The sequence below is a fragment of the Sphingobacterium spiritivorum ATCC 33861 genome (assembly GCF_000143765.1).
In the GTDB taxonomy this organism is placed as follows: Bacteria; Bacteroidota; Bacteroidia; order Sphingobacteriales; family Sphingobacteriaceae; genus Sphingobacterium; species Sphingobacterium spiritivorum.
Genome location: NZ_GL379778.1, coordinates 81262 through 102260, shown reverse-complemented (window position 1 = coordinate 102260; position 20999 = coordinate 81262). Strand labels below are relative to the sequence as shown.

The 20999-nt window shown below is 35.8% G+C and carries 18 protein-coding genes and 1 tRNA gene; 14 read left to right on the top strand and 5 right to left on the bottom strand.

Annotation, left to right across the window (positions count from 1 at the left end):
• Positions 1–66: 66 nt before the first annotated feature.
• Positions 67–924, bottom strand: a complete 858-nt coding sequence (locus HMPREF0766_RS21100; RefSeq protein ID WP_003002058.1) for a glycoside hydrolase family 25 protein — start codon at positions 922–924, stop codon at positions 67–69.
• Between the two features lie 64 nt (positions 925–988).
• Here HMPREF0766_RS21100 and HMPREF0766_RS21095 point away from each other — a divergent pair, with 64 nt between their 5' ends.
• From HMPREF0766_RS21095 to HMPREF0766_RS21065, 7 genes are all read left to right on the top strand, one after another.
• Positions 989–1873 (top strand): bestrophin family protein, encoded by an 885-nt coding sequence (locus tag HMPREF0766_RS21095; protein WP_003002056.1) that lies wholly within the window; start codon positions 989–991, stop codon positions 1871–1873.
• A 96-nt stretch (positions 1874–1969) separates the two neighbouring features.
• Positions 1970–2054 (top strand) — tRNA-Ser (locus HMPREF0766_RS21090).
• A 253-nt stretch (positions 2055–2307) separates the two neighbouring features.
• Positions 2308–3552 carry a site-specific integrase gene (locus HMPREF0766_RS21085; RefSeq protein WP_003002054.1) on the top strand — a complete coding sequence of 415 codons (1245 nt, stop codon included), beginning with the start codon at positions 2308–2310 and terminating at the stop codon, positions 3550–3552.
• A 158-nt stretch (positions 3553–3710) separates the two neighbouring features.
• A complete protein-coding gene (locus HMPREF0766_RS21080; protein WP_345938736.1) occupies positions 3711–4529 on the top strand; it encodes an RteC domain-containing protein in 819 nt (272 codons plus the stop codon).
• An 86-nt stretch (positions 4530–4615) separates the two neighbouring features.
• Positions 4616–4909, top strand: a complete 294-nt coding sequence (locus HMPREF0766_RS21075) for a helix-turn-helix domain-containing protein (RefSeq protein WP_003002051.1) — start codon at positions 4616–4618, stop codon at positions 4907–4909.
• Entirely contained in the window at positions 4906–5724 is an 819-nt protein-coding gene (locus HMPREF0766_RS21070; RefSeq protein ID WP_003002049.1) for a hypothetical protein, read from the top strand. Before HMPREF0766_RS21075 ends, HMPREF0766_RS21070 begins: the two co-directional genes overlap by 4 nt.
• On the top strand, positions 5645–6322 hold the full coding sequence (locus HMPREF0766_RS21065; RefSeq protein ID WP_003002047.1) for a P-loop NTPase family protein: 678 nt from the start codon (positions 5645–5647) through the stop codon (positions 6320–6322). Before HMPREF0766_RS21070 ends, HMPREF0766_RS21065 begins: the two co-directional genes overlap by 80 nt.
• A 77-nt stretch (positions 6323–6399) precedes the next feature.
• On the opposite strand, the gene HMPREF0766_RS21060 is transcribed toward HMPREF0766_RS21065, so the two are convergent.
• Both HMPREF0766_RS21060 and HMPREF0766_RS21055 read right to left on the bottom strand, forming a co-directional pair.
• On the bottom strand, positions 6400–6768 hold the full coding sequence (locus tag HMPREF0766_RS21060) for a SymE family type I addiction module toxin (protein WP_003002044.1): 369 nt from the start codon (positions 6766–6768) through the stop codon (positions 6400–6402).
• Positions 6769–6879: 111 nt separating this feature from the next.
• A complete protein-coding gene (locus HMPREF0766_RS21055; RefSeq protein ID WP_003002043.1) occupies positions 6880–7152 on the bottom strand; it encodes a SymE family type I addiction module toxin in 273 nt (90 codons plus the stop codon).
• Positions 7153–7301: 149 nt separating this feature from the next.
• Here HMPREF0766_RS21055 and HMPREF0766_RS21050 point away from each other — a divergent pair, with 149 nt between their 5' ends.
• Positions 7302–7721 (top strand): helix-turn-helix domain-containing protein, encoded by a 420-nt coding sequence (locus HMPREF0766_RS21050; protein WP_003002042.1) that lies wholly within the window; start codon positions 7302–7304, stop codon positions 7719–7721.
• A gap of 96 nt (positions 7722–7817) precedes the next feature.
• Here HMPREF0766_RS21050 and HMPREF0766_RS21045 read toward each other — a convergent pair whose 3' ends face one another.
• Both HMPREF0766_RS21045 and HMPREF0766_RS21040 read right to left on the bottom strand, forming a co-directional pair.
• Complete coding sequence (locus HMPREF0766_RS21045; protein ID WP_003002040.1) at positions 7818–9539, bottom strand: hypothetical protein; 1722 nt, start codon at positions 9537–9539, stop codon at positions 7818–7820.
• The gene (locus HMPREF0766_RS21040) at positions 9529–11517 is read right to left on the bottom strand and encodes a hypothetical protein (protein WP_003002038.1); all 1989 of its coding nucleotides are present in this window, start codon (positions 11515–11517) and stop codon (positions 9529–9531) included. Before HMPREF0766_RS21040 ends, HMPREF0766_RS21045 begins: the two co-directional genes overlap by 11 nt.
• Positions 11518–11736: 219 nt before the next feature.
• On the opposite strand from HMPREF0766_RS21040, the gene HMPREF0766_RS21035 reads away from it, so the two are divergent.
• From HMPREF0766_RS21035 to HMPREF0766_RS21010, 6 genes are all read left to right on the top strand, one after another.
• Positions 11737–12912 carry a hypothetical protein gene (locus HMPREF0766_RS21035; RefSeq protein WP_003002036.1) on the top strand — a complete coding sequence of 392 codons (1176 nt, stop codon included), beginning with the start codon at positions 11737–11739 and terminating at the stop codon, positions 12910–12912.
• 488 nt (positions 12913–13400) lie between these two features.
• Positions 13401–14531, top strand: a complete 1131-nt coding sequence (locus HMPREF0766_RS21030; RefSeq protein WP_003002034.1) for a DNA methyltransferase — start codon at positions 13401–13403, stop codon at positions 14529–14531.
• Positions 14532–14533: 2 nt separating this feature from the next.
• On the top strand, positions 14534–15712 hold the full coding sequence (locus HMPREF0766_RS21025) for a hypothetical protein (protein ID WP_003002032.1): 1179 nt from the start codon (positions 14534–14536) through the stop codon (positions 15710–15712).
• A complete protein-coding gene (locus tag HMPREF0766_RS21020) occupies positions 15709–17841 on the top strand; it encodes an ATP-binding protein (protein ID WP_003002030.1) in 2133 nt (710 codons plus the stop codon). The genes HMPREF0766_RS21025 and HMPREF0766_RS21020 overlap by 4 nt, the downstream gene beginning before the upstream one ends.
• An 11-nt stretch (positions 17842–17852) precedes the next feature.
• Positions 17853–19568: an AAA family ATPase gene (locus HMPREF0766_RS21015; RefSeq protein ID WP_003002029.1), complete on the top strand. Its 1716-nt coding sequence runs from the start codon at positions 17853–17855 to the stop codon at positions 19566–19568.
• Positions 19565–20473: an HNH endonuclease family protein gene (locus HMPREF0766_RS21010; RefSeq protein WP_003002027.1), complete on the top strand. Its 909-nt coding sequence runs from the start codon at positions 19565–19567 to the stop codon at positions 20471–20473. Before HMPREF0766_RS21015 ends, HMPREF0766_RS21010 begins: the two co-directional genes overlap by 4 nt.
• Positions 20474–20999: the final 526 nt, after the last annotated feature.

The following is a 20999-nucleotide window of genomic DNA, read 5'->3' as shown; positions in this document are numbered from 1 at the left end:
AAAACACAATGATTAAATTGTTTGAAAACCTTAAAACCGGATAGCGGTTTTGAACTTATTCGGGTATTAATTGCGAAACGGTATAGCCAGCGATTCCAGTTTTTCAATATCGCCATTATAGATATTAAGATCTACATTACCTTTTATGCCCCTAACGGATCCTTTTTCTGAAAATTGCCAAAAATCCCAATGATCCTTCAGATCATCTATCCAGAAGTTATAATTTGCAATCCAGATGACATGGTCTGAAAATTCTTTTTCCAGAAAGTCCGTAAAAAACTTATCTCCGGAATACAAAATAGGTTTGATCCCGTAATGCGCTTCTACAAATCCCAGCCAGCGCTTCAATCCTGTACGCAGACTGTCCATAGATTGATTGACAGGCATCTCTTCTATATCCAGTACCGGAGGCAGATCACCAGCTTTAAGGTGAACTGTCTTCACAAAATTACGGGCTTGTTTTAATGAATTTTCATTTGGTCTGAAATAATGATAAGCGCCCCGTATCTTGGCTCTGGAATTTGCTCGTTTCCAGTTTGTTTTAAATCTGGAGTCGACTCCGGATTCGCCCATAGTCGCCCGGATAAAAATAAAGTCTACCGGAAATTTGTCATTGATTGTATTGACTTGTACCCAGTCTATATCACCCTGATACTGACTGATATCTATCCCGAATATCTTATCATCATGCTTGCTCATGAGTTCGACATTACGAATGTCGTACTTAGCATCTTTCCATCCGTTCTGCTCCTTTCCTGAAACGACTTCCCTGATATAGTAACGGATTCCTGAACGATAATGCCAACTTACAGCAAGCAAAACAATGATAACAGGAATGACTATACTCCATATAAGATATACTTTTCTGTCATCCTTTACCTCTTTTTTGGATGGTGAACCCCTCTTCACAGCCTTTTTCGCCATGCCTTGAAATTAATGCATTACACGGATACTTTCAAATTAAATTTGAACAAATTATATTTGTCCAATGCAAGTGTATAATCCTAAAGAATGGTTCAAAGCCACCTTTTACCTCCACAAGTCGGACACCGTTCGCAAACTCCTTCCCTATCTGCTTTTAGCCGCTGCTTTTTCAGGAGGAATTGCTTATCTGGAACTTGAATATCTTCGGTTGTCGGAAAAGAGCTGGATCAAAAACATTACGATTGTACATAGTTTATTAGGATTTGCATTGTCCCTGCTACTTGTATTCCGTACGAATACAGCTTATGACAGGTGGTGGGAAGCCCGTAAACAATGGGGCATCCTGACTAATATTAGCCGTACACTGGCTTATAAAATGAATGCATTCCTTCCGGAAGATGATCATACAAACCGCTCTTTCTTCAGAAAAGCGATTCCTCTCTACGCTGAATTGACACAATCCTTTCTGCGGTCGGATTATACGACATATATGCTGGATGATAAGGAGCACCCGGAACTGGGAAATCTGGATCTGAAAAAGCATGCGCCAAATCAACTGGCTGCCCTGATTTTCAAAAAAGTAACGAATCTCTATAAGTCGGGCATCCTGTCCGGTGAACAATTTATTATCCTGAATGACGAATTGCAATCGCTGACCAATATCTGCGGAGCCTGTGAACGGATCAAAAACACACCCATTCCGCAGTCATATAGCTCGTTTATCAAGAAGTTTATTGTATTCTATGTATTTACCCTTCCCGTAGGTTATGTGTTTTCTATAGGTTACTTCGTTATTGCAGCGGTTCCTTTTGTATTCTATGTACTGGCTTCACTCGAATTGATTGCAGAATCTATTGAAGATCCTTTCGGAATTGACTCAGATGACTTGCCTCTGGAGAAATTAGCAGCGAATATTAAGAAGCATTCACATGAAATTTTGCATCCTTAAGCCCCTTTAAAGGCCCTTAAATAAAATATTCAGCTCATTTTCAAGGCTATAAAAAATAAGTTTTGCAGAACAAATGAATATTTCTACTTTTGTCGCGGAGAGTTGGCAGAGTGGTCGAATGCGGCAGTCTTGAAAACTGTTGACTGTCACAGGTCCGGGGGTTCGAATCCCTCACTCTCCGCAAGTAGCAATACAAAATGGTTAAAAAACCGCTAAGCTTAATTGTTTAGCGGTTTTTTCTTTTATGCGGTAATCAGGTTAAGTATTAAACCCCAATCCGGAGGTGTCCTTCGAGGTGTCACCAAAATTATGTACACATCACAGACACCTCCGGGTTCAAAGCATCCTGTACAGCGAGGTGAACAGCAATTGAACATCTTGTGTATACAGCAGATCAGGTTTAAATTAAATACTAACATAAAGGTCACCACATTATGAACGCTACAGTATACATCCTCTTCTATATCAAGAGAACAAAAACCAACAAAGAAGGGCACAGCCCCATATATGTACGTGTCACCATACAGTCCAGACGTTTTGAATTCAGCACCAACAAATTCATACATTCAGACAAGTGGAACACAGAAGCAGCAAAAGTCAGAGGTAACAATGAGGAAGCCCGTGCAATAAACAGCCACCTCGATCACATCCGCAGTGAGATATCCCAAGCCGAGCGTACGCTCTTCAAAAAAGGAATCCCCGTTAATACAGACACCCTCCGCAACCAACTCTTTCCCCATGCCGGAACAGCCCGGATGCTAGTCTCCATATTCCAGGATCACAATAATAAAATCCAAAGCCTGATCGGGCAGGAATACGCCCCCGGCACATTAGAGAGATACAAGACCTCATTGAAGCACACAGTTGATTTTCTACAGACCAGACACACCATACAAGATATAGATATCCGGAAGATAGACCACGCCTTTATCATGGATTACGAATTCTATTTAAGAAATACCCGTAAGTGCAACAATAATACAGCCGTCAAATACATCAAAAACTTCCGCAAGATCATCAATATCTGCATAGCCAATGGATGGCTCGACAGAGATCCGTTTGTCAACTACAAATCCAAGATCCGTGAAGTCGAACGCAGCTACCTTACCCAGGAAGAAGTACATATCATATATAGCAGGACATTTGCCACCGACAGACTCAATATAGTCCGTGACATCTTTGTTTTCAGTTGTTTTACAGGACTTGCCTATATAGACGTCCGCAACCTCACACCTTTCCATATCAACATCGGCATAGATGGAGGAAAATGGATATTTACCCACCGTCAGAAAACCGAAACCCCATCCCGCATACCATTGCTACCGATAGCATTAGAGATTATCAGGAAATATGAAGATCATCCCCAGTGTAGTAATGAAGGAACACTGCTTCCCATACTGAGTAATCAGAAAATGAATGCATACCTGAAAGAAATAGCAGACATCTGCGGTATTCGTAAAGAGCTCACCTTTCACATAGCCCGTCATACATTCGCCACCACTATTACCCTGTCCAACGGAGTACCCATCGAATCAGTCAGCAAAATGCTGGGACACAAAAATCTGCGAACCACCCAACATTACGCCAAGATCCTCGACCAGAAAATAAGCCACGATATGCAAATGTTAAAAGAAAAATTTGAACAAATACCACTAAATGATAAAACAAAAATTCGCTAAATATCAATTATTTAATCAAAAAATGTAATTAATATCTTTTTAAGATACTATATTTAAATTATCAATTATGAATAACCATAACTACCCCATAAAAGAAGATAGAATAATACATAACCAAAAACGGGTATTCTATGGAGAGACAACAATACGATACAATATTGCACACCCTGAAGGCACGTATAGCCTTCATCAACTCCCAGACAGATAATCCCATTCTTTTGTCCGAACGAGCTATAGCACTTATTCTCGAAGCCCTTTCCCAACTCAAACAACATATACTCACCCATAATTTCAACACCACACAGGAAGAAATCTACTTCTTCAAAGAGATCAAACCCCGTATTTCAGCCAAGCTCATTTATCACAACTCCATCTTCAAGATCGAAACCAAAAAGCCCAAAGGAGGAAAACGCATATTACGCAAATACTACAACAACGAACTCCGGAGGCTGAAAACCTACTTTGATAATAATATAGAATTCTATAAATATTACCGTACCGGAAGCACACTATTAGATCAGCACTATTTCATTCGGGGCAAACAAGACATCAGGCTGAACCTCGACACCTACTACTTCGAGACCGACCACCAGTTCGCCACCTCCCACGACTACAAAGTAGCCAAAATAATAGCCCACGACAAGCTCCAAGTCTACCTCGAAAATCAGCTTACAAACCTCTCCACCCGGAAAACTCCGGCAGCAACACCCGCAAAACCAATACCCATACTGCAATGGACAGCACCCAAAGTAGCCCTCGTAGAACTCATCTACGCACTCCATTCACAAGGCGTATTCAATCATGGAACCGCAGACCTCAAAGATATAGCCGAGCAGTTACAGCAAGCCTTCAATATCGATCTGGGACAGTACCGCCGAACCTTTCTCGAGATCCGCGCACGCAAATCCGAACGCACCCGCTTCCTTGCAACCCTCATCCATACACTCATAAACCGGATGGACGATACCGACCAGTAAAAAATCACACACAACACCATCCCCGTTGTGAAATAAATCCCCGCAAAGCATACACATTTGTACCATAATCCACTAAACAAAATGTTATGGCAGTAGAAATAATCACACGTGAAGACCTCAACGAGTTCCGTACCCGGCTGTTAGACGATCTTCGGGAGCTTATACAAGGCAAGCCCAATCAAAACAAAAAATGGCTCAAATCAGCAGAAGTCCGCAAGCTCCTCAATATATCCTCCGGCACATTGCAGAATCTCCGCATCAACGGCACATTATCCTATACCAGAGTAGGCGGCACAATGTATTACGATCATCAGGACATAGACAAGCTCCTCAATGACAACAAAGTCATCGCATTCCGAAACAAAAAGCCACTCCTATGAATTACATCAGACACCTCACCGCATTCTTCGAGAAAGTAGCACCCGATCAGGTACTCAATCCCACCCATATCAGCCTGTATATAGCGCTCTTTCAGTTCTGGAACTTCAATCGGTTTCGTAATCCCATCAGCATATCCCGGGACGAGATCATGCGTATCAGCAAGATCAGCTCCAAAGCCACCTATCACAAGTGTCTCAAAAATCTGCACGCCCTCGGATATATCAATTATCAGCCATCTTACAATCCGTTCAAAGGAAGCCAGGTCTACATGCTCAATTTTTCGGACGAACTGAAGCCCGTTAGCAGATCCAGATCAAATACTGAACCTCCCGGCAGACAAGCTACAGACAACCATTGTACCACCTCACAGACAAGTACTGAACAAGCACTGATACCTTCTGTAAACAGTATAAACAATACAAACCCACTAAACAATGAAAACGGATACACACAAGCCAGCGATCCTGAACAGGAAATACAGCCAGATCAGCAGCACCACCCTCCGGACACTTCCAAAGAAAAAAAGTTGCGCGCAAAAAAGAAAGGTTTCACACCGCCCGAACTCAGCGAACTAAAAGAATATTTCCGGACAAAAGATTATCCGGAAGTCGAAGCCGATAAATTTTACAATTACTTTTCCAGCAACGGATGGCTTGTCGGAGGCAAGACACCCATGAAAGACTGGCAGGCAGCTGCCCGCAACTGGATACTCAACACCCCAAAATACAACAATCATGGATATACCACACCAACATCAGACAGAACCCGCAACCTCAGTACCACCACAGGAAAAAACTACGCAGAGCCCTTATGACTATCCGCAGATCCTGCGAATGCTCGAAGAAAAAGGCAAAGAACTATTCGGATCATCCTTTCACTTCCAGACACAGGATCATCCCCTCATTATACAGCTCACTGCCTATTTTCTACGGGATCAGCTCACCTGCGATCAGGCACACATCAGCCTGGACAAGGGACTACTTCTTTCAGGTCCTATAGGCTGTGGCAAGACCACCCTTATCACCCTCATGCGCTATATCACCCAACCCGTTAATAAATACTTTATCAAATCCTGTAGAGATATCAGCTTCGAATTTATACAGGACGGCTACGAAGTCATTCACCGCTATAGCAAAGGCAAACTCTACGAACCCAGCACCCGCAATTACTGTTTTGATGACCTCGGAGTAGAGAACAATCTCAAATATTATGGCAACGAATGCAATATCATGGCAGAGATTATCCTCTCCCGGTACGACCTCTACATTAGCCGGCAGCTACAGACACACATTACCACCAATCTGTCCGCTTCCGAGATCGAGGCTTACTATGGCAACCGTGTACGCAGTCGCATGCGTGAACTGTTCAATCTCATCGCATTCCCCAATGATGCACGGGACAAGAGAAAGTAAATTAATATCCTGCGGTTGGCGGAGATGAAAATCCGATCCGATTCCACTATTACAATCTACCACTCCGCCACCGCTTCTTAAGTTTTGATAAAGATCTCTCCACCTTTTATAATCAGGTCTTCAAATATATCCGGACTCAGCATTTCCTTTAGTTTCTTCCTTAGCGCTCTGTCACTAGCTCTTTGTTCCCGTTCCAGAAATTTAGGATCTACCATACCAGGTTTCTCTTTCTCGATCACGATCCTGTTCTCAAATACCTCCACCGTCAGTTTATCCCCCGCATCCAGTCCGCATTTCCTGACCCATTTGCCCAGCAGCAGAATCTTGCAGGCATAGTCATCCTTACGATAGCCATCATTCACGATCACAGCAGACACCGTAAGACGACGTTTTTCCAACAGTTTATTTTCATCCAGCTTTTCCGGATGCGTTTTATGTGTATTCATAAGCACAGTGTTTTCCTACAAATTACAGGCATATACAATCCGTAACCTACATTATGAATCTGTATTTTATACAAATGAGAATGTTATTTACACCCTGTACATCATTATACATCACCCAAATCCGTCATATACATCCTTATAGAACTCTTCTCCCGACATTTCTATTTCAATCACGATCCTCTTTTCATATACTTTCAGAGCCAGCTTATCACCGCCCTTAAAGCCACTTTCCCAAAGCCATTTGCCCGTGAGCGTAATCACAGGATTATAACGTCCGTAATCATTTCTTTTTTCCAGCACTTTACGGCAAACCGTAATACGACGTGTCTCCAATAGCTTACCTTTGTTCCTGTACGGTGTTCGGGATGCTTTTTTTATATTCATAATCAATGCGTTTTCAGCAAAGTAGCCCAATAACCCGTATGTAACCTACATAGTGAGTATGTATTTTACATAACTAATTCTGTTAATTACAGGTTAATAACGGAAAATTTTGTATTTTGCTTCCTTACAAAAGAATTAAATTCGCTGCTATGACAGATACTATACATCCAAACCACAAAATACATCAGGGGCGCAATGTAAAGCGCTTCCGTGAAATGCTCGGCATCAAGCAGGATGCCTTAGCCTACGAACTTGGTGAAGATTGGAATCAGCAAAAAGTTTCCCTGTTAGAGCAGAAAGAAACCATCGAAGCTCAGCTGCTTCAGCAGATTTCTGCCGTTTTAAAAATCCCTGTAGAAGCAATCCAGAATTTTGATGAAGAAAAAGCCATTGTAAATATTCAAAATAATTACGAGGGTTCAAACCCTGGCGTTACTAATGTAGCAGGCTATCAATATAATAATGAATGTACCTTCAATCCTCTTGATAAAATGGTTGAACTTTACGAACGGATGCTCCAGCAGCAAAAAGAAATGATAGACAGATTGGAGAAGTTGATACAGAAATAAATGTGATAGAATAATAGTAGTTGGATTATCCAACTACTATCATACAGATACTGAGTAGAGTAGTAGCTTCCTATTAATCAGATATTATAGTAGTCACTATTTTATAAAAATCCTCCATTCTTCAGGTAAGATTTCATTTTTAAAGTAGCTATGAGCAAGATAACGTAAAAAAGGAAGCCCTGCGCTATCAGTTCTATACACAGGTATAGGTATTTTCTTTCCCACTATAGATTTTTTAAACCCTTCATAATCCTTTTCATCCTTCAATAATTTACTTCCATCCGAGACTCTCTCAATACAATCTACATAATATTCATAATGCAAATGTTTTTCAAACAACAATTGTTCAACATCATATTCATCGGTATCTATAGATACGATTTGTAAACTAAGATCCTTATCTATATATTTTAAAACTTCCTTAAACATTGGTTCCGAATTGAAGACTACAGTTAATTCTAGTAAAATAGCCAAAAGTATAGATGAAGAATCACAGTAATCTTCCGGTTTACTATTAGTAGCAGCGGCTTCTACAACTAAAGCAAGATTATTTCGTATTTCAGGTAATAAGTCATGTTTTAGCTTTTCAATAGTCACATTATTGATTATTTTAAAGATATAGTTACTTATAAAATCTAAATCCTTTTTCCTTGTTTCACTATTCAGAAAAAATAGTAGCAGCTGAACAATAGGTATAGATTGGTTATCAATAACAGGTCTGTAAAAGCCGGAATTATTCCGCACCAATTCAATAATAAGATCTTTCTGTTTATGCTTCAAAAGTATAGCAGATCTTTCATTTGTTTTACTTCTATAAATATAACTTCTTAGTCTACAGAGATAAACCGTATCATCAAGATATTCAAAGCATCTTAATGGATATCCAATACGTTCAAATAAATTCCCATTTTCAGCGAACAATCCATCTTTAATTCTGGCTACTTCAAATGTTCTGCTGAAATAAGCATTAAAAATAGAGAGCTGGATATTTAACAATATATCAAATTCGTGAAGAATAGTTTTCTTCTTTTCTAATTTGTTTCTCAATATCCAACTCCATGTATATAATATTAGATATTTAGAACACTCTTTAGCAGCTATAAGATTATTGTTTTCTTTACTATAATGAAAGACCAAAGTTTCCAACAAGCCTAGAGTTGCAAATAATTTACTTAATGCCCGGCCTCTTATCGATTGTATTTTATCAAATTGTAAATTGACAAGTCTTTTAAAATCACCATAGTCATTGTCTGGTGTATCTAGGAATGCTAATGTCTTTTTAAATAATCTATTGCTTTCGCCATCTATTAATAGATATTCACTGAATAAGTACCTGCTGAATAAATCTGTTAGATAATAAATATCCCATCGGTCAAATTCAAATTCTTCATCCTTGAATTCCCTGGAAATAAAACCGTCAAAAGTAGGTTTAATATTAGCCTTCATCACCCCATTATGGACTAATACTATTTTGATAGGTAGATTATTGAATTCTGGAATACTGGAATCATTGAATGCAGTATCTTTTGCTTCAATAATGGATTCTCGTATCCCATCAGTTTTAGAAAAGTTTTTATCTGTTATATCCTTATCTGCGTATCCCTTTAATTCAAAATACCATCTGTATTTTTTACCACTTTCATCTTTTCCTATAGCTATGATATCTTTCCCATATTGTGATTGACCTTTGGCTTCTTTTGCCGTCTGAACTATTCTGAATCCCATGAGATTTATTAACCGTGGAAAGAGATAATCCAACTCTGCATCCTCTTTTAGAGAACTCAAATATTGCTGTACAATTAGATTATTACTGCTCATTTTCTATCAGTTTTTCAATTTCAGCAAATTCTTCTGATTCCCAATCATTATGCATATGTTTGAATTCTTCTGATTCATATTTTGTAGGGAATATGAAATATTCCCTAGGAAATATAATGCTACTTTCGAATAGCCCCAATTTAGAAATCTCCTTCCTTCCTGATAATTTAAATCCCCCACCTTTGGAAAGCTGAATAGTGCTACCACTAAATATTTTTAGAAAACTATCTTCTTCCATACCTTTACTAATAGACTTACTCATACTTTCACGGGCTGATATTCCAAAATCCCTGAATAATTTATAGTGGGTATAATATGGATTCAGTTCTTTTATTCCATATTTAATTTCAATGTTGTTTTTATAAAAATCCTGTTTGTACAAGCGTATTCTTTCTATAATTCTTAAATGTTCCGGATTATTATGATTTATATTATTTTCAAGTTCTGTAATAAGAGTATCACCAAAATTTTCAGAATAACATTCAAGCTTACAGATAAAGAGCTCTTTGACAGTTTCTGATGTTGAATCAAACAATTGTACTAAGCAAGGTATAATGTACTTAGGCTCTTTATTACTCTGTGTAAGTGATACCCAAAGTTTATACTGCTCAATAGGTTCTAAATGTAGAATATTTGGTCTAAATGGCTCTCTGTCTACAATAGTAATATTATTGAAAAAATCATATCCAACAGCTCTTATAGAGCTGTTGTTATCTATCAATAGTTCAATGATTATTTTCTCCAATTCCCCTCTATCTATGTCATATAAGAAAGATTGAAAAGGTTTAGAAATACTTACAAAAGGTCTGGCTAAAGCGATAGCTCTTATCACCTGCTTACGTGATTCTATTTGTTTTAGATTTGCTGCGAAGAAAGATACATGGTGCATATGAATTTGAGAATCAAAATATTCTTCATTTATTATTTTCAGAACTATTTCCAACCGCTCAGTTTCATATTTATCCATGAAAGGCAATTCTGTTAGTAGAAAATACGCAGTATCTTTATTCCAAGTAAAGGAAGATATTCTAGCAAAACAATCTTCTATAAATGCATTCTCATACTTATTATTGGATCTTAATATTGCAAATAACATTTTCAGAAAAGCAATTGCAAGGTTGGGATTTGCAGAATATTTATCATATAATTCGATAAATAAGGTCGTCTCAGTAAGACCAATATTATCAACATTTGATAATCCAATAAATATAGAGGACTGAAGGTCCTCTATACTTTCCTTTGGCTTCAAGCATTCATTATAAAAATCTATACCTTCGTTTTCATATGTACCACACACAATTGGAGAAATAATAGAATCATTTAGTTTCTTTTCTTCTAATGCTGTATTCAACATAGTCCGTCCAAAATTCTTTTCTAATCGGCATTTTTCTTTGATTGCTATCAGTACTCTTCCAGTATTATGATTGTATGTTGCATTGCTACCTAAAAGTGTTAATAGTTTTTCAGTATTATCATAGAGTATATTATTAGGAATATCTAAAAGGGGTAATAATTCATTATATGCTTCATTAAAAGAATGAAACTCTCTAACAAGTTTATCTTTTTGAAAGGAACTGATAAAATCATTGAAATCAGTTGCTAATTTTTTATTAGAATCAAAAACAGCTACTTTCCAATATTCTTTTTTTAATTCTCTATGATAGTTTACAAATCCACTTTTCTTAAAGTCTCTACCAATACTATTTAAAAAATCAAAAGTTACATGGAAATCGGTAGTATAGGCGAAATTAAACTTAGAAATATATTTATCTAAAAATACCATTGCAACAATGCTGATATTTTCTATCAAATAACCACTATCGGCACTTTTTAGAATTGATTTTTCAAACAATAATTCATTTGGAGTAAAATCTTTTGGCGAAAGTATTACTTCCTTTAACTCCATTTGTTTTTCAACTAAGTTTTCTAATGCAGATAGTAAACTGGCATCATTTTTCAGTATTTCTCTACCCTCCATATATGTGTTCATGTAGTATCTATTTGATTTTCATAATACAATAAAGGCTTGTAGGCCTATATTATGGTTATAGTGACTATAGTAACAAATCTATTCAATTTTTGTAAACTAATTTGAACATAAAAAATTAGTTATTATTACGGGATCCCGTATTTACATACAAAATAAATTAACATATATTTACTTCTAATCCTAATATTTTAATTTTTAGATTTTTCAATGAAAAATATTGTATATAATAACCACATAAATAACTCTTCATTTCTAGGTAGGAAACCTGTATTTACTCCTGAAGAAGAAAATCAAATTCTTGCTGTTTTTTTTGAACAATTATTACTTTTTGATTATGTAGTAATTAGTACAGATAAGGATAATTTTACTTTAACATTTTTAATCAGAAAGTTGGGAGTTCCAACAGTTGAAAAACTTTTTCGTTCAGGATATATTAAATTGTCAATTAAATCCACATTTATTAGTTCTGGAACTGGTAGGATGCTCTCAAATGGGTCAATAGATGAAAATGTAATATATGGACAGCCTCCTCTAGTGGGCGGGACTTTGGTGGATGAAGATCTGGATCCAGAAAAAAATATATACTTAGGTCTGCAGTCTTTCAATCTTGCTAGGAATAAAGCTAGAGAGCTAATAAGAGTAATTGCTCCTTACTATTTGACTACCGATAATATGGATTTAGGAACCAGCGCTAGTGGTCTTGTAATAGATTCATATAAATCAAATTTATTAGATAATTTAGGCTTGCCATATGATAAAGAACCAGAGCATTTGTCATTACAAGAAAGAAAGAAATTATTAGAATTAGCTCATTCTGTTTTAGAAATGGGAGTTATTTCCAAAAATTCTTTTAAAAGTTACAATAAATATAATACGTTTGAGGTTGCTGAAAGTGTTTACAACAATATCGGTAAAGCATACCAAATTAGAGAGAGTGCTTCCCAAATTCTTAGAATTGAAAATACACCCGATTTACAACAGATATTTCTAAATAATCGTTTTGAAATTTCTGACATTTTTAAACTGAGACATCTCAAAACTGCAAAATTCTTTAGAAATTGGATTAATAAAGTCGGTGAAAATCAAAATTCTGCTGAAGTTACAGAAGCTTATCTTGCGGAAATAAAGGAATCTAAAACATTTTTTAATTCACTCCAAGGTAGGGTAATTAAAAATACATTATTATTTGGTGCAAGTGCAGGGCTTGGAGCTCTTATTGCTGGACCAGCTGGAGCGCTAACTGGGGCAGCTGCTCAACCAGCTATAGGTCTAGGCATAGATTATGGATTAAGTTTACTTGAAGAATTCGCTACGGAAGGACTATTTGCTGGAAAGAATCCAAAGATGTTTATTGATAAATTGAAAGATGAAATAGAAGAATAAAGGAATTCTATTTGATTGAACATGATTATTAAATAGGAAATTATAACAAGTTCATGTTTTTTATCACAAACGAAAGGAATGCAAAGAATTAATTTTAATAAATCTTAAAGTTATTGGCAAATTATATGAATAAGTACTATATTTACGATAAAGATAAAAATTGATTAAAAATATAGAGTGTAGAAATCTATATTCAGTAAAAATATAACCGCATAATTTATGCCTTTTATTACCAATATTTAATATACTGATATATACTATAGCCAAAAATAAATATTACAAATGATCTGTAAAGCCTAAAATTATTAACATTTCAATCGGAAAGTTTTACACTCTCCAAAATCGTGTAAATTTGCATGTTCTAAACATAATTTCATTATGGACTATTACAGATGTTAGAAGTATAGACTATCAATACTTTGATAGACTTCATCTTAGTCCATTTTAACTGTTTTTGATAAAAATTTACACCTATAAGAATAATAAAAATGTCAAAGAGAAAAGTAAATATAGACAATAAATTAAGCCCTAAATTAAGACTAAATACAATTTGTCCTTATTTTACAATGTTTCCTTTGTCATTTCCATATCGGGTTTTACAAAAGACAAAAAAAACCGATGTTGTTTATGATCCGTTTTGTGGGCGGGGAACTACAAATTTTGCCGCCCGATTATTGGGGTTGAATTCTTATGGAATTGATAGTAACCCAATAGCCCATGCGGTTGCACAATCAAAACTGCAGTATGTCGATCAACAGCAAATATATTCAAGATGTCTTAATATTATTGAAGAATATGATGCTATAGATATTCCGCAAGGAGATTTTTGGGAATTAGCCTATCATCCCAATACCCTTATTAGCATATGTAAATTGAGAAACTACTTTATCAATAAAGAATTATTGGACGATATAGATATTTCGTTAAGAGCTTTAATTCTAGGTATTTTACATGGGCCTACAATGAAGACCCAGCCTTCATATTTATCTAATCAAATGCCTCGTACATTTTCAACCAAGCCAAATTACTCTATTCAATATTGGAGAAAAAATATGCTCCTGCCTGCAGAAGTTAATTTATTAGGACTTGTTGAAAGAAGATCCAAATATATATTTAATGAACATCAATTAAAGAAAGTTGATGGTACTATTCTATTAGGAGATAGTAGATCGGTAACAAATACATTTGAAAATAAAATAACAAGAGTAATTACCTCACCACCGTACTATGGCATGTCAACGTATGAACAAGACCAGTGGTTAAGAAATTGGTTCTTAGGAGGAAGTAGCCAGGTAGATTATACTAATCAAGCACAACTAAAACATGGTTCTGAGTCAGTCTTTGTAAATGATTTGGCTAAAGTTTGGGCTAATACAGCACCTAAATGTACACCTGATGCTAAATTGATAATTCGTTTCGGAGCATTACCTAGTAAATCCAAAAAGACCCCACGTGAATTAATAAAAGAATCTTTAGCATTAGCTGATTGTGGTTGGGAAATTAGTGCTATACGTTCTGCAGGTGAACCAAAATCGGCTAATCGACAGGCAAATCAATTTAAAGGAACTACAGGTAATTATGTAGAAGAGATAGATGTATATGCCACTTTAAATACATAGACATGTTTGATCCTGAAGAAATACCGCAAATCAAGCAGGCTATCAGAGAATGCGCGATAGTTGATAAAAATTTATTAGAAGATCTCCGCGCTGAAGCCAATGGAATGAGGTCAAATGTACGTGTTATCAAACCACGAACTATTACCACATTTTCTTTAGTTGCCACTGACGGAACCAATAACAAACTAATTTATAATCCATTTTACTTCCAAATAATCAGAGTTGTAGATTCATATGGGAATAACCTGTGCTTAGATGTCATTACACCCACAACTGATACAGATATATTAAGCCAAAGACAATTTGATGAGTTAGGAAATCCTCAAACCTTGTTAGGTATACTAATGAAAGATCTGGGATGTAAGACTTTAAATGATTTAAGTCCTATGATTCCTTCCGGGAAAAAAATGAGAGAAAATCCAACTGAAGTTTCCAAATCATGGGTTTTGACATATAGGGATTTATGTGAATGGGCAGTATTATATAACAAAATTTGCTATGAAGGTTTCGCAAGCAATACTGTAGTTGTAAAAGATGGGCTTTTAAGGAGCAAAATATTCAAATATGATGCAGCTAATAAAAGACCTCTTTTTATAGAAATGATGAAAAAGATTAATGCCGCAATCGAAAATGCGTATAAACAAAAGAGGATTAAAATTTTCTTTGTTGGTTTAGCAAAGCATAGTCAGGTATTATCTAGATATTCATTAGCAATGCAAATAGAAAACATTTTCCCAACAGGAGAACCTAGATATGCTAAAGTTCCGGAAGAGATGGAAAAAAATTCCTATGTGTGGAAAGAATATATGAAACGAGTTGATGGAGAAGAAGAGGAAGTGGATCGGGAAGTAAATAAATATTCAATGGGAGAGCTATATTTAGTAAGGTTTGGAAAGAAAAGTAGTGATCCGGTTTGGGCAATAGACCTTTTGAATTCTCAATCTTCTGCTGATGCCGAAATATTTGGATATCTATATATGGACACATTAGATGGATTCCCTATACCTCATTATCCAGCCTGTCTACAGAGAGCTTTGGAGAACGCACAGGTTGTAGATTTTGATTTGGACATCCTTCAGGATGAAGTAGCACAGGCTATCAAAAACATATTACCAGATGACAAAAAAGATATAATTGATTACCAAGCTTTAGGTAACTCTTCAATAATGAATAGACAATGATGAAATTATTTCCAGAAGATAAAATAGTTGGAATCTTCAAAGGATTCAGCGATGGCGGATTAGAGTTTCACGCCGATATTGTGCTAAAATATGACAACATATTCCAAAACATCCCCATGCATGGGCAGTTTTTAGTAGTAGCGTTAGAAGGTGATAATGAGGCTGTTCTTGGTCGTATTACTTCTGTTGCAGCATTAGGAAAATTAGCAGGCACAGCGGGTGAAGATTATGCAATAAGAGCTATTTCTGAAGGAAGAGAAGTGTCAGAAGATCTGAGAGAGGGCTACTTAAAATATAAAGTTGATATTCGGGTTCTTGGAGTTATACGAGTCAATGGAAAAAAAATCGATTTTGCACCTTCTCATAGAAGATTACCACATGTAGGGAGTAGAGTAGCTTTCCTATCAGACGAGGTTTTAAAAGAAGTAGCAGGGCATAATATTGTTGACGAAGCAGATGAGCCAGCGCCAGCTTTTGGTTACTTAGCTTATGGAGAATTTGTGTATAATGGAAGTAAAAGCGATACTCAGGCTGTGTTAGAGTCATGGATGGTTCCAAAATCCCCGGAAGTAATAACTAAATTTAAGATTGAACAGTTAGTATCCAGAAGATCCTTCGTATTTGCAAGAGCAGGTTTCGGGAAGTCCAATTTGGTAAAACTTCTTTTTAGCAACCTTTATAAAAAGCCACCAGTCATTACTAAGAAACAAGGTAAACAATCACCTGTTGGCACAATTATATTTGATCCGGATGGAGAATACTTTTGGCCGGACGATAGTGGAAGGCCAGGGTTATGTGATGTACCTCATTTAGAAGACAAAGTAGTAGTATTCACTAATAGAGAATCTACCAGTCCATTCTATCAATCTTTTGTTGCAGGAACTATTCGTCTTGATATAAGAAGATTAAGGCCTGCAGAAATAATATCTATAGCCCTTCCTCCAGAAAGGCAGAGTCAACAAAATGTTCAAAAACTTAAGGGACTTAATGCTGCTAATTGGAGAAAATTAATCGATCTAGTACATGTTCACGGAAATACTACTCCTATTGAAGATCTAAGAGAGATTATACTAGGAGATCGAACTAATGATAGACAAGATGCTGAGATATTTGCTATTCGGTCTAATATTACAACCATTATTAGGCTCATTCATGACCCTAGTAGCCAAATGTTAGATAAACTTTTTGACTCACTTCGCAATGGTAAACTATGTGTGGTAGATATATCGCAGATGCGTGGAGCCAATGGACTTATACTTTCAGGCATCATTCTCCAACAAATATTTGAACACAATCAGACAGAATTTACAAAGGCAGAACCAGATAGTATTCCCACAATAGCTGTTATAGAAGAAGCTCAATCTGTATTAGGAAATTCAGGTGGAGCAGATAGCCCCTATATTGCATGGGTAAAAGAAGGAAGAAAATTTGGTTTAGGAACTGTTTTAATTACACAGCAACCAGGAAGTATATCAGATGAAATACTAAGTCAGGGAGATAATTGGTTTATCTTTCATTTACTCTCCGCTGTAGATCTTGGAGCACTCCGTAAAGCCAATGCCCATTTTAGCAATGACTTATTAAGCTCCTTATTAAATGAACCTATTCCCGGAAACGGAATATTCTGGAGTAGCTCTGGGGGCAAACCATATCCTATTTCTGTTAGAGTTTTGAGCTTTGAAAAATTATTTAAAGTAAAAGATATAGAATATAATAAGCCTTCTGGGCATACATTTAGCATTATTCTTCAAAAAAAGTTTGATAAAAAACTCGAAGAAGTTAGAAAGGAAGTAGGAACAGTAGAGATTAAAATAGACGATGAAAAGGGTTATAACCCGGATGAATCACAAGAAGATGTAACAGAAATGTTTATTAGAAGTGCTTTAAAAAAAATTGGTGCTGATAATGACTTTTTAAAAAAATTGAAAGAAAATAAAGTTCATTGGATGCTGTTACAATTAAGAATACTTGAAGGTCTTCCTGATACTATTGAAAACAGAGGCGATTTAGCTTATCAATGTGTAGGTCGTTTTTTGAATGAAAATATTGGAATAAATAAATGGACTACAGAACGAAGAGTTAGGAAGGATGATCCAAGTAAAACCACAGCATATATAATAATGAAATAAATTAATCTGCTATGCTAAACGTAAATATAGTACAGAACGAAGTATATAATTTGCTCATTAAGCATTGGCAAAAAGATCCTTCTTTTCGATTCACTTTTCGCAAAAGTAATAGAGGAAGTCGTTTAGATAAAGGTTATTGGTTTTATGGTAATGAATGGTATTTAGCGGTTTCATTCTGGACAGGAATGGATTGGAAAAACAAAACGCCTAATATCATTTTTATAATTCATCTAGAGTCAGGAAATACTTGTCTCGAAATTAATACTTCCGATTCTGATGAAAAAAGACGATTTATAACCCAATTTTTTGTAAATGAATTGGGACTTCAGTCAAATGGGATAAGGTACCAAAAATATTATCAAGGAAATTATCTGGAATGTTTAGAAAATTTCATAAAGACCGATAAGGTTTTAATTGACAATATAATATTGGAACATGCAAAGTCTTTCTTCCCTATAATTAAGAATGGTATATTTTTTATAGAAGCTGCAGACTTTGAAGGGCAAAAAGAAAAAATTGATAGATATAGAGAGGATATCCTTATAGAAAATTCAATTGAAACTCAAAAACCTATAAAAATAAGTGAGATAGAAATTGTTAATTATGGCCCCATTAAGAATCTTCAAATAAATGAAATCCCTTTTTCATCTCAATGGATATTTTTCACAGGAGAAAATGGTACTGGTAAAACATCTATCCTTAGGGCTATCGCTACCGCAATCTGTAATCAAAAAATACAAGTAAGTGGATTTGAAGATGAAAATGCTGAAATTAGCCTAAAATTATTCTTGTCCTCATCTGATACAATTACTTACTTATATCCATATAACCAAACCTTAGAAAACGATACTTTTCCATTAACTCATGGTTTTGCAGCCTATGGACAATCCAGACTCAAGACCACTCATGGATTAGACTCAAAAAACTTAGAATTTATTTCCACAGAATTAACATCATCACTATTTAATGATGAAACACATCTGATTGATTTACAATATCAGTTTGATATTTGGCGCAGTCAGCAACGCATTCGATTTGACAAACGGGAAAATTATATAACTGAGATTCTTACCGACATATTACCAAATCTATATGATATTAAATTCGATGATCAAATCGACGGTGTCTCAGTAACTACTTATATTGAAAAAGACCATGAAAACGCAGAATTTGCGAAAGTAACCTTCAATAAATTAGCATCAGGACTAAAAAGTATGATTGCTATGATAGGTGATATCTTAATCAGATTATATAATCAACAACCAGATGTCAATGATCCGTCTGAGTTTACAGGAATTGTTTTAATTGATGAAATCGACATACATCTACACCCAAAATTACAGAAGCAAATCGTCCAGCAACTCAGTAAGACATTTCCAAAAGTTCAATTTATTGCGTCTACACATAGTCCAATTTCTTTCTTAGGAGCACCTAAAAATAGTCAAATATTTAGAGTAGAAAGAAACTCTGCTGAAGGAGTCAAAATAAGAAGATTAGATGAATTATTAGAGTTAGGAGATCTTTTACCAAATACAATACTAACATCACCAATTTTTGGATTGGATGATATTATACCAGAAAGTCATGATCAAAAGAAATTAGTAAGAACTGAGACAAATTATTCAGAAATAGAATTTAATGATATAGTTCAAAAACGAATATCCTCTTTTATTACTGACGAGAAAGAGCAGCAATTGATTAATTTATTTAAATCCAGAAGACAATGAGATTTGTAATAAAAAGAGAAGAAGATAAAACAGATCGATTAGCATCAGACGAAACATACAGAGCTTTGCTAGAAATAACAAATACTCGTAATAAAGATTTAATTACAGATACCATTTATAGAGAAGCATACGATCACCCTGATGGAAAGAGATCAAGAGTTGAAGATCATCTCTCAATAGCATACCATAATAAATGTGCTTATTGTGAAAGAATCTGCAAGGCAGATATTGAACATTATAGGCCTAAAAAAGGAGTAAAGGAAGATGGCTCTCACCCAGGATATTATTGGCTTTGTTACGAATGGACAAATCTTATACCTTCCTGCATCACCTGTAACAGAGAGGGTGCAAAACACAATAAATTTCCGGTGATAGGTCCTAGAGTATCCGCTCCTGTATTATTGGTTGATGGAAGTATAAATCTTGCTTTATCCAAAGCCGGAGTTGACCCGTTACTAAGTGAAAGGCCTTATTTGTTACATCCTGAAGTCGATCATCCGGAGGATTATTTTGAATTTGAAATAGATCCAAATGGTGAAGGAATTAAAATTGTTGGTATTGATGGTGAAGGTAGAGGAAATGCAACTATTGAAATTTGTTTGCTGAACCGACTTGAGGTAAAATTGGATCGTGTAGAACGAGTTATTAATGATTTTAAAGATGCTATAAATGCTCTTTTTGTTAAGCTAGAAAATGGAAATATTGATGATAATCAATTAGCAGATCGTATTAATGAACATATCGATTTGTTATATATACGTAGCCAGCAAGAAAATAGAAATCATACCTACCTTAGCAAATATATTGTTGCATCAGATCAAAATTTTGAAAAAATAGTACTTCCATTTTTACCAGATAGAACTAGAGCAATTATATTAGCTGCTTTTAGGGCGTATATTCCGTAAACCACTTTAATAAAACGTAATACTATTTACCGTATTCTCGTTAAAAAAAATCCAAAGCACCCCAATGCAAAAGTATGCCCGACACACTTTTTGCTCCCTTACTATGCAAGCCCATTGGGTTCATGGAACAGGAGCGTTTTATAAATATTGACAGTAGAGTAGCCATGCCCCAAAGAGCTTGCCCCACCGCTGAGGCAAAAGACGTACACAGCCTTCGTCCCTCAGGCAGTGACTTGTGTCCGGCATCCTTTTTTCCCGGCTTAATAACATAATGTGCATTATAGTCCCATACGGGCTGCGGGGACAAGCCCCCTATAATGAACATTATGTAAAAAAGCCCCCTCGTCCATCCCTCCAGTGCTTTTGGTTCCATGGTACATCGGGTAATAGAGTAGTACATCCCGTCAGATCAGTACAGCACCCGATACACCCGTCACCAGAAAGCATATATCTATCTCACTACAGGTATTGCCATTAAAGACTCTCCTGTTTAAAATTTAGTCTGTTGATGAATTTTAACTTCAGA

Excerpts from the sequence above, each read along its gene's own strand:
- HMPREF0766_RS21100 (WP_003002058.1), bottom strand. The coding sequence starts at position 924 with ATGGCGAAAAAGGCTGTGAAGAGGGGTTCACCATCCAAAAAAGAGGTA.
- HMPREF0766_RS21095 (WP_003002056.1), top strand. The coding sequence starts at position 989 with ATGCAAGTGTATAATCCTAAAGAATGGTTCAAAGCCACCTTTTACCTC.
- HMPREF0766_RS21085 (WP_003002054.1), top strand. The coding sequence starts at position 2,308 with ATGAACGCTACAGTATACATCCTCTTCTATATCAAGAGAACAAAAACC.
- HMPREF0766_RS21075 (WP_003002051.1), top strand. The coding sequence starts at position 4,616 with ATGGCAGTAGAAATAATCACACGTGAAGACCTCAACGAGTTCCGTACC.
- HMPREF0766_RS21070 (WP_003002049.1), top strand. The coding sequence starts at position 4,906 with ATGAATTACATCAGACACCTCACCGCATTCTTCGAGAAAGTAGCACCC.
- HMPREF0766_RS21065 (WP_003002047.1), top strand. The coding sequence starts at position 5,645 with ATGGATATACCACACCAACATCAGACAGAACCCGCAACCTCAGTACCA.
- HMPREF0766_RS21060 (WP_003002044.1), bottom strand. The coding sequence starts at position 6,768 with ATGAATACACATAAAACGCATCCGGAAAAGCTGGATGAAAATAAACTG.
- HMPREF0766_RS21055 (WP_003002043.1), bottom strand. The coding sequence starts at position 7,152 with ATGAATATAAAAAAAGCATCCCGAACACCGTACAGGAACAAAGGTAAG.
- HMPREF0766_RS21050 (WP_003002042.1), top strand. The coding sequence starts at position 7,302 with ATGACAGATACTATACATCCAAACCACAAAATACATCAGGGGCGCAAT.
- HMPREF0766_RS21045 (WP_003002040.1), bottom strand. The coding sequence starts at position 9,539 with ATGAGCAGTAATAATCTAATTGTACAGCAATATTTGAGTTCTCTAAAA.
- HMPREF0766_RS21040 (WP_003002038.1), bottom strand. The coding sequence starts at position 11,517 with ATGGAGGGTAGAGAAATACTGAAAAATGATGCCAGTTTACTATCTGCA.
- HMPREF0766_RS21035 (WP_003002036.1), top strand. The coding sequence starts at position 11,737 with ATGAAAAATATTGTATATAATAACCACATAAATAACTCTTCATTTCTA.
- HMPREF0766_RS21030 (WP_003002034.1), top strand. The coding sequence starts at position 13,401 with ATGTCAAAGAGAAAAGTAAATATAGACAATAAATTAAGCCCTAAATTA.
- HMPREF0766_RS21025 (WP_003002032.1), top strand. The coding sequence starts at position 14,534 with ATGTTTGATCCTGAAGAAATACCGCAAATCAAGCAGGCTATCAGAGAA.
- HMPREF0766_RS21020 (WP_003002030.1), top strand. The coding sequence starts at position 15,709 with ATGATGAAATTATTTCCAGAAGATAAAATAGTTGGAATCTTCAAAGGA.
- HMPREF0766_RS21015 (WP_003002029.1), top strand. The coding sequence starts at position 17,853 with ATGCTAAACGTAAATATAGTACAGAACGAAGTATATAATTTGCTCATT.
- HMPREF0766_RS21010 (WP_003002027.1), top strand. The coding sequence starts at position 19,565 with ATGAGATTTGTAATAAAAAGAGAAGAAGATAAAACAGATCGATTAGCA.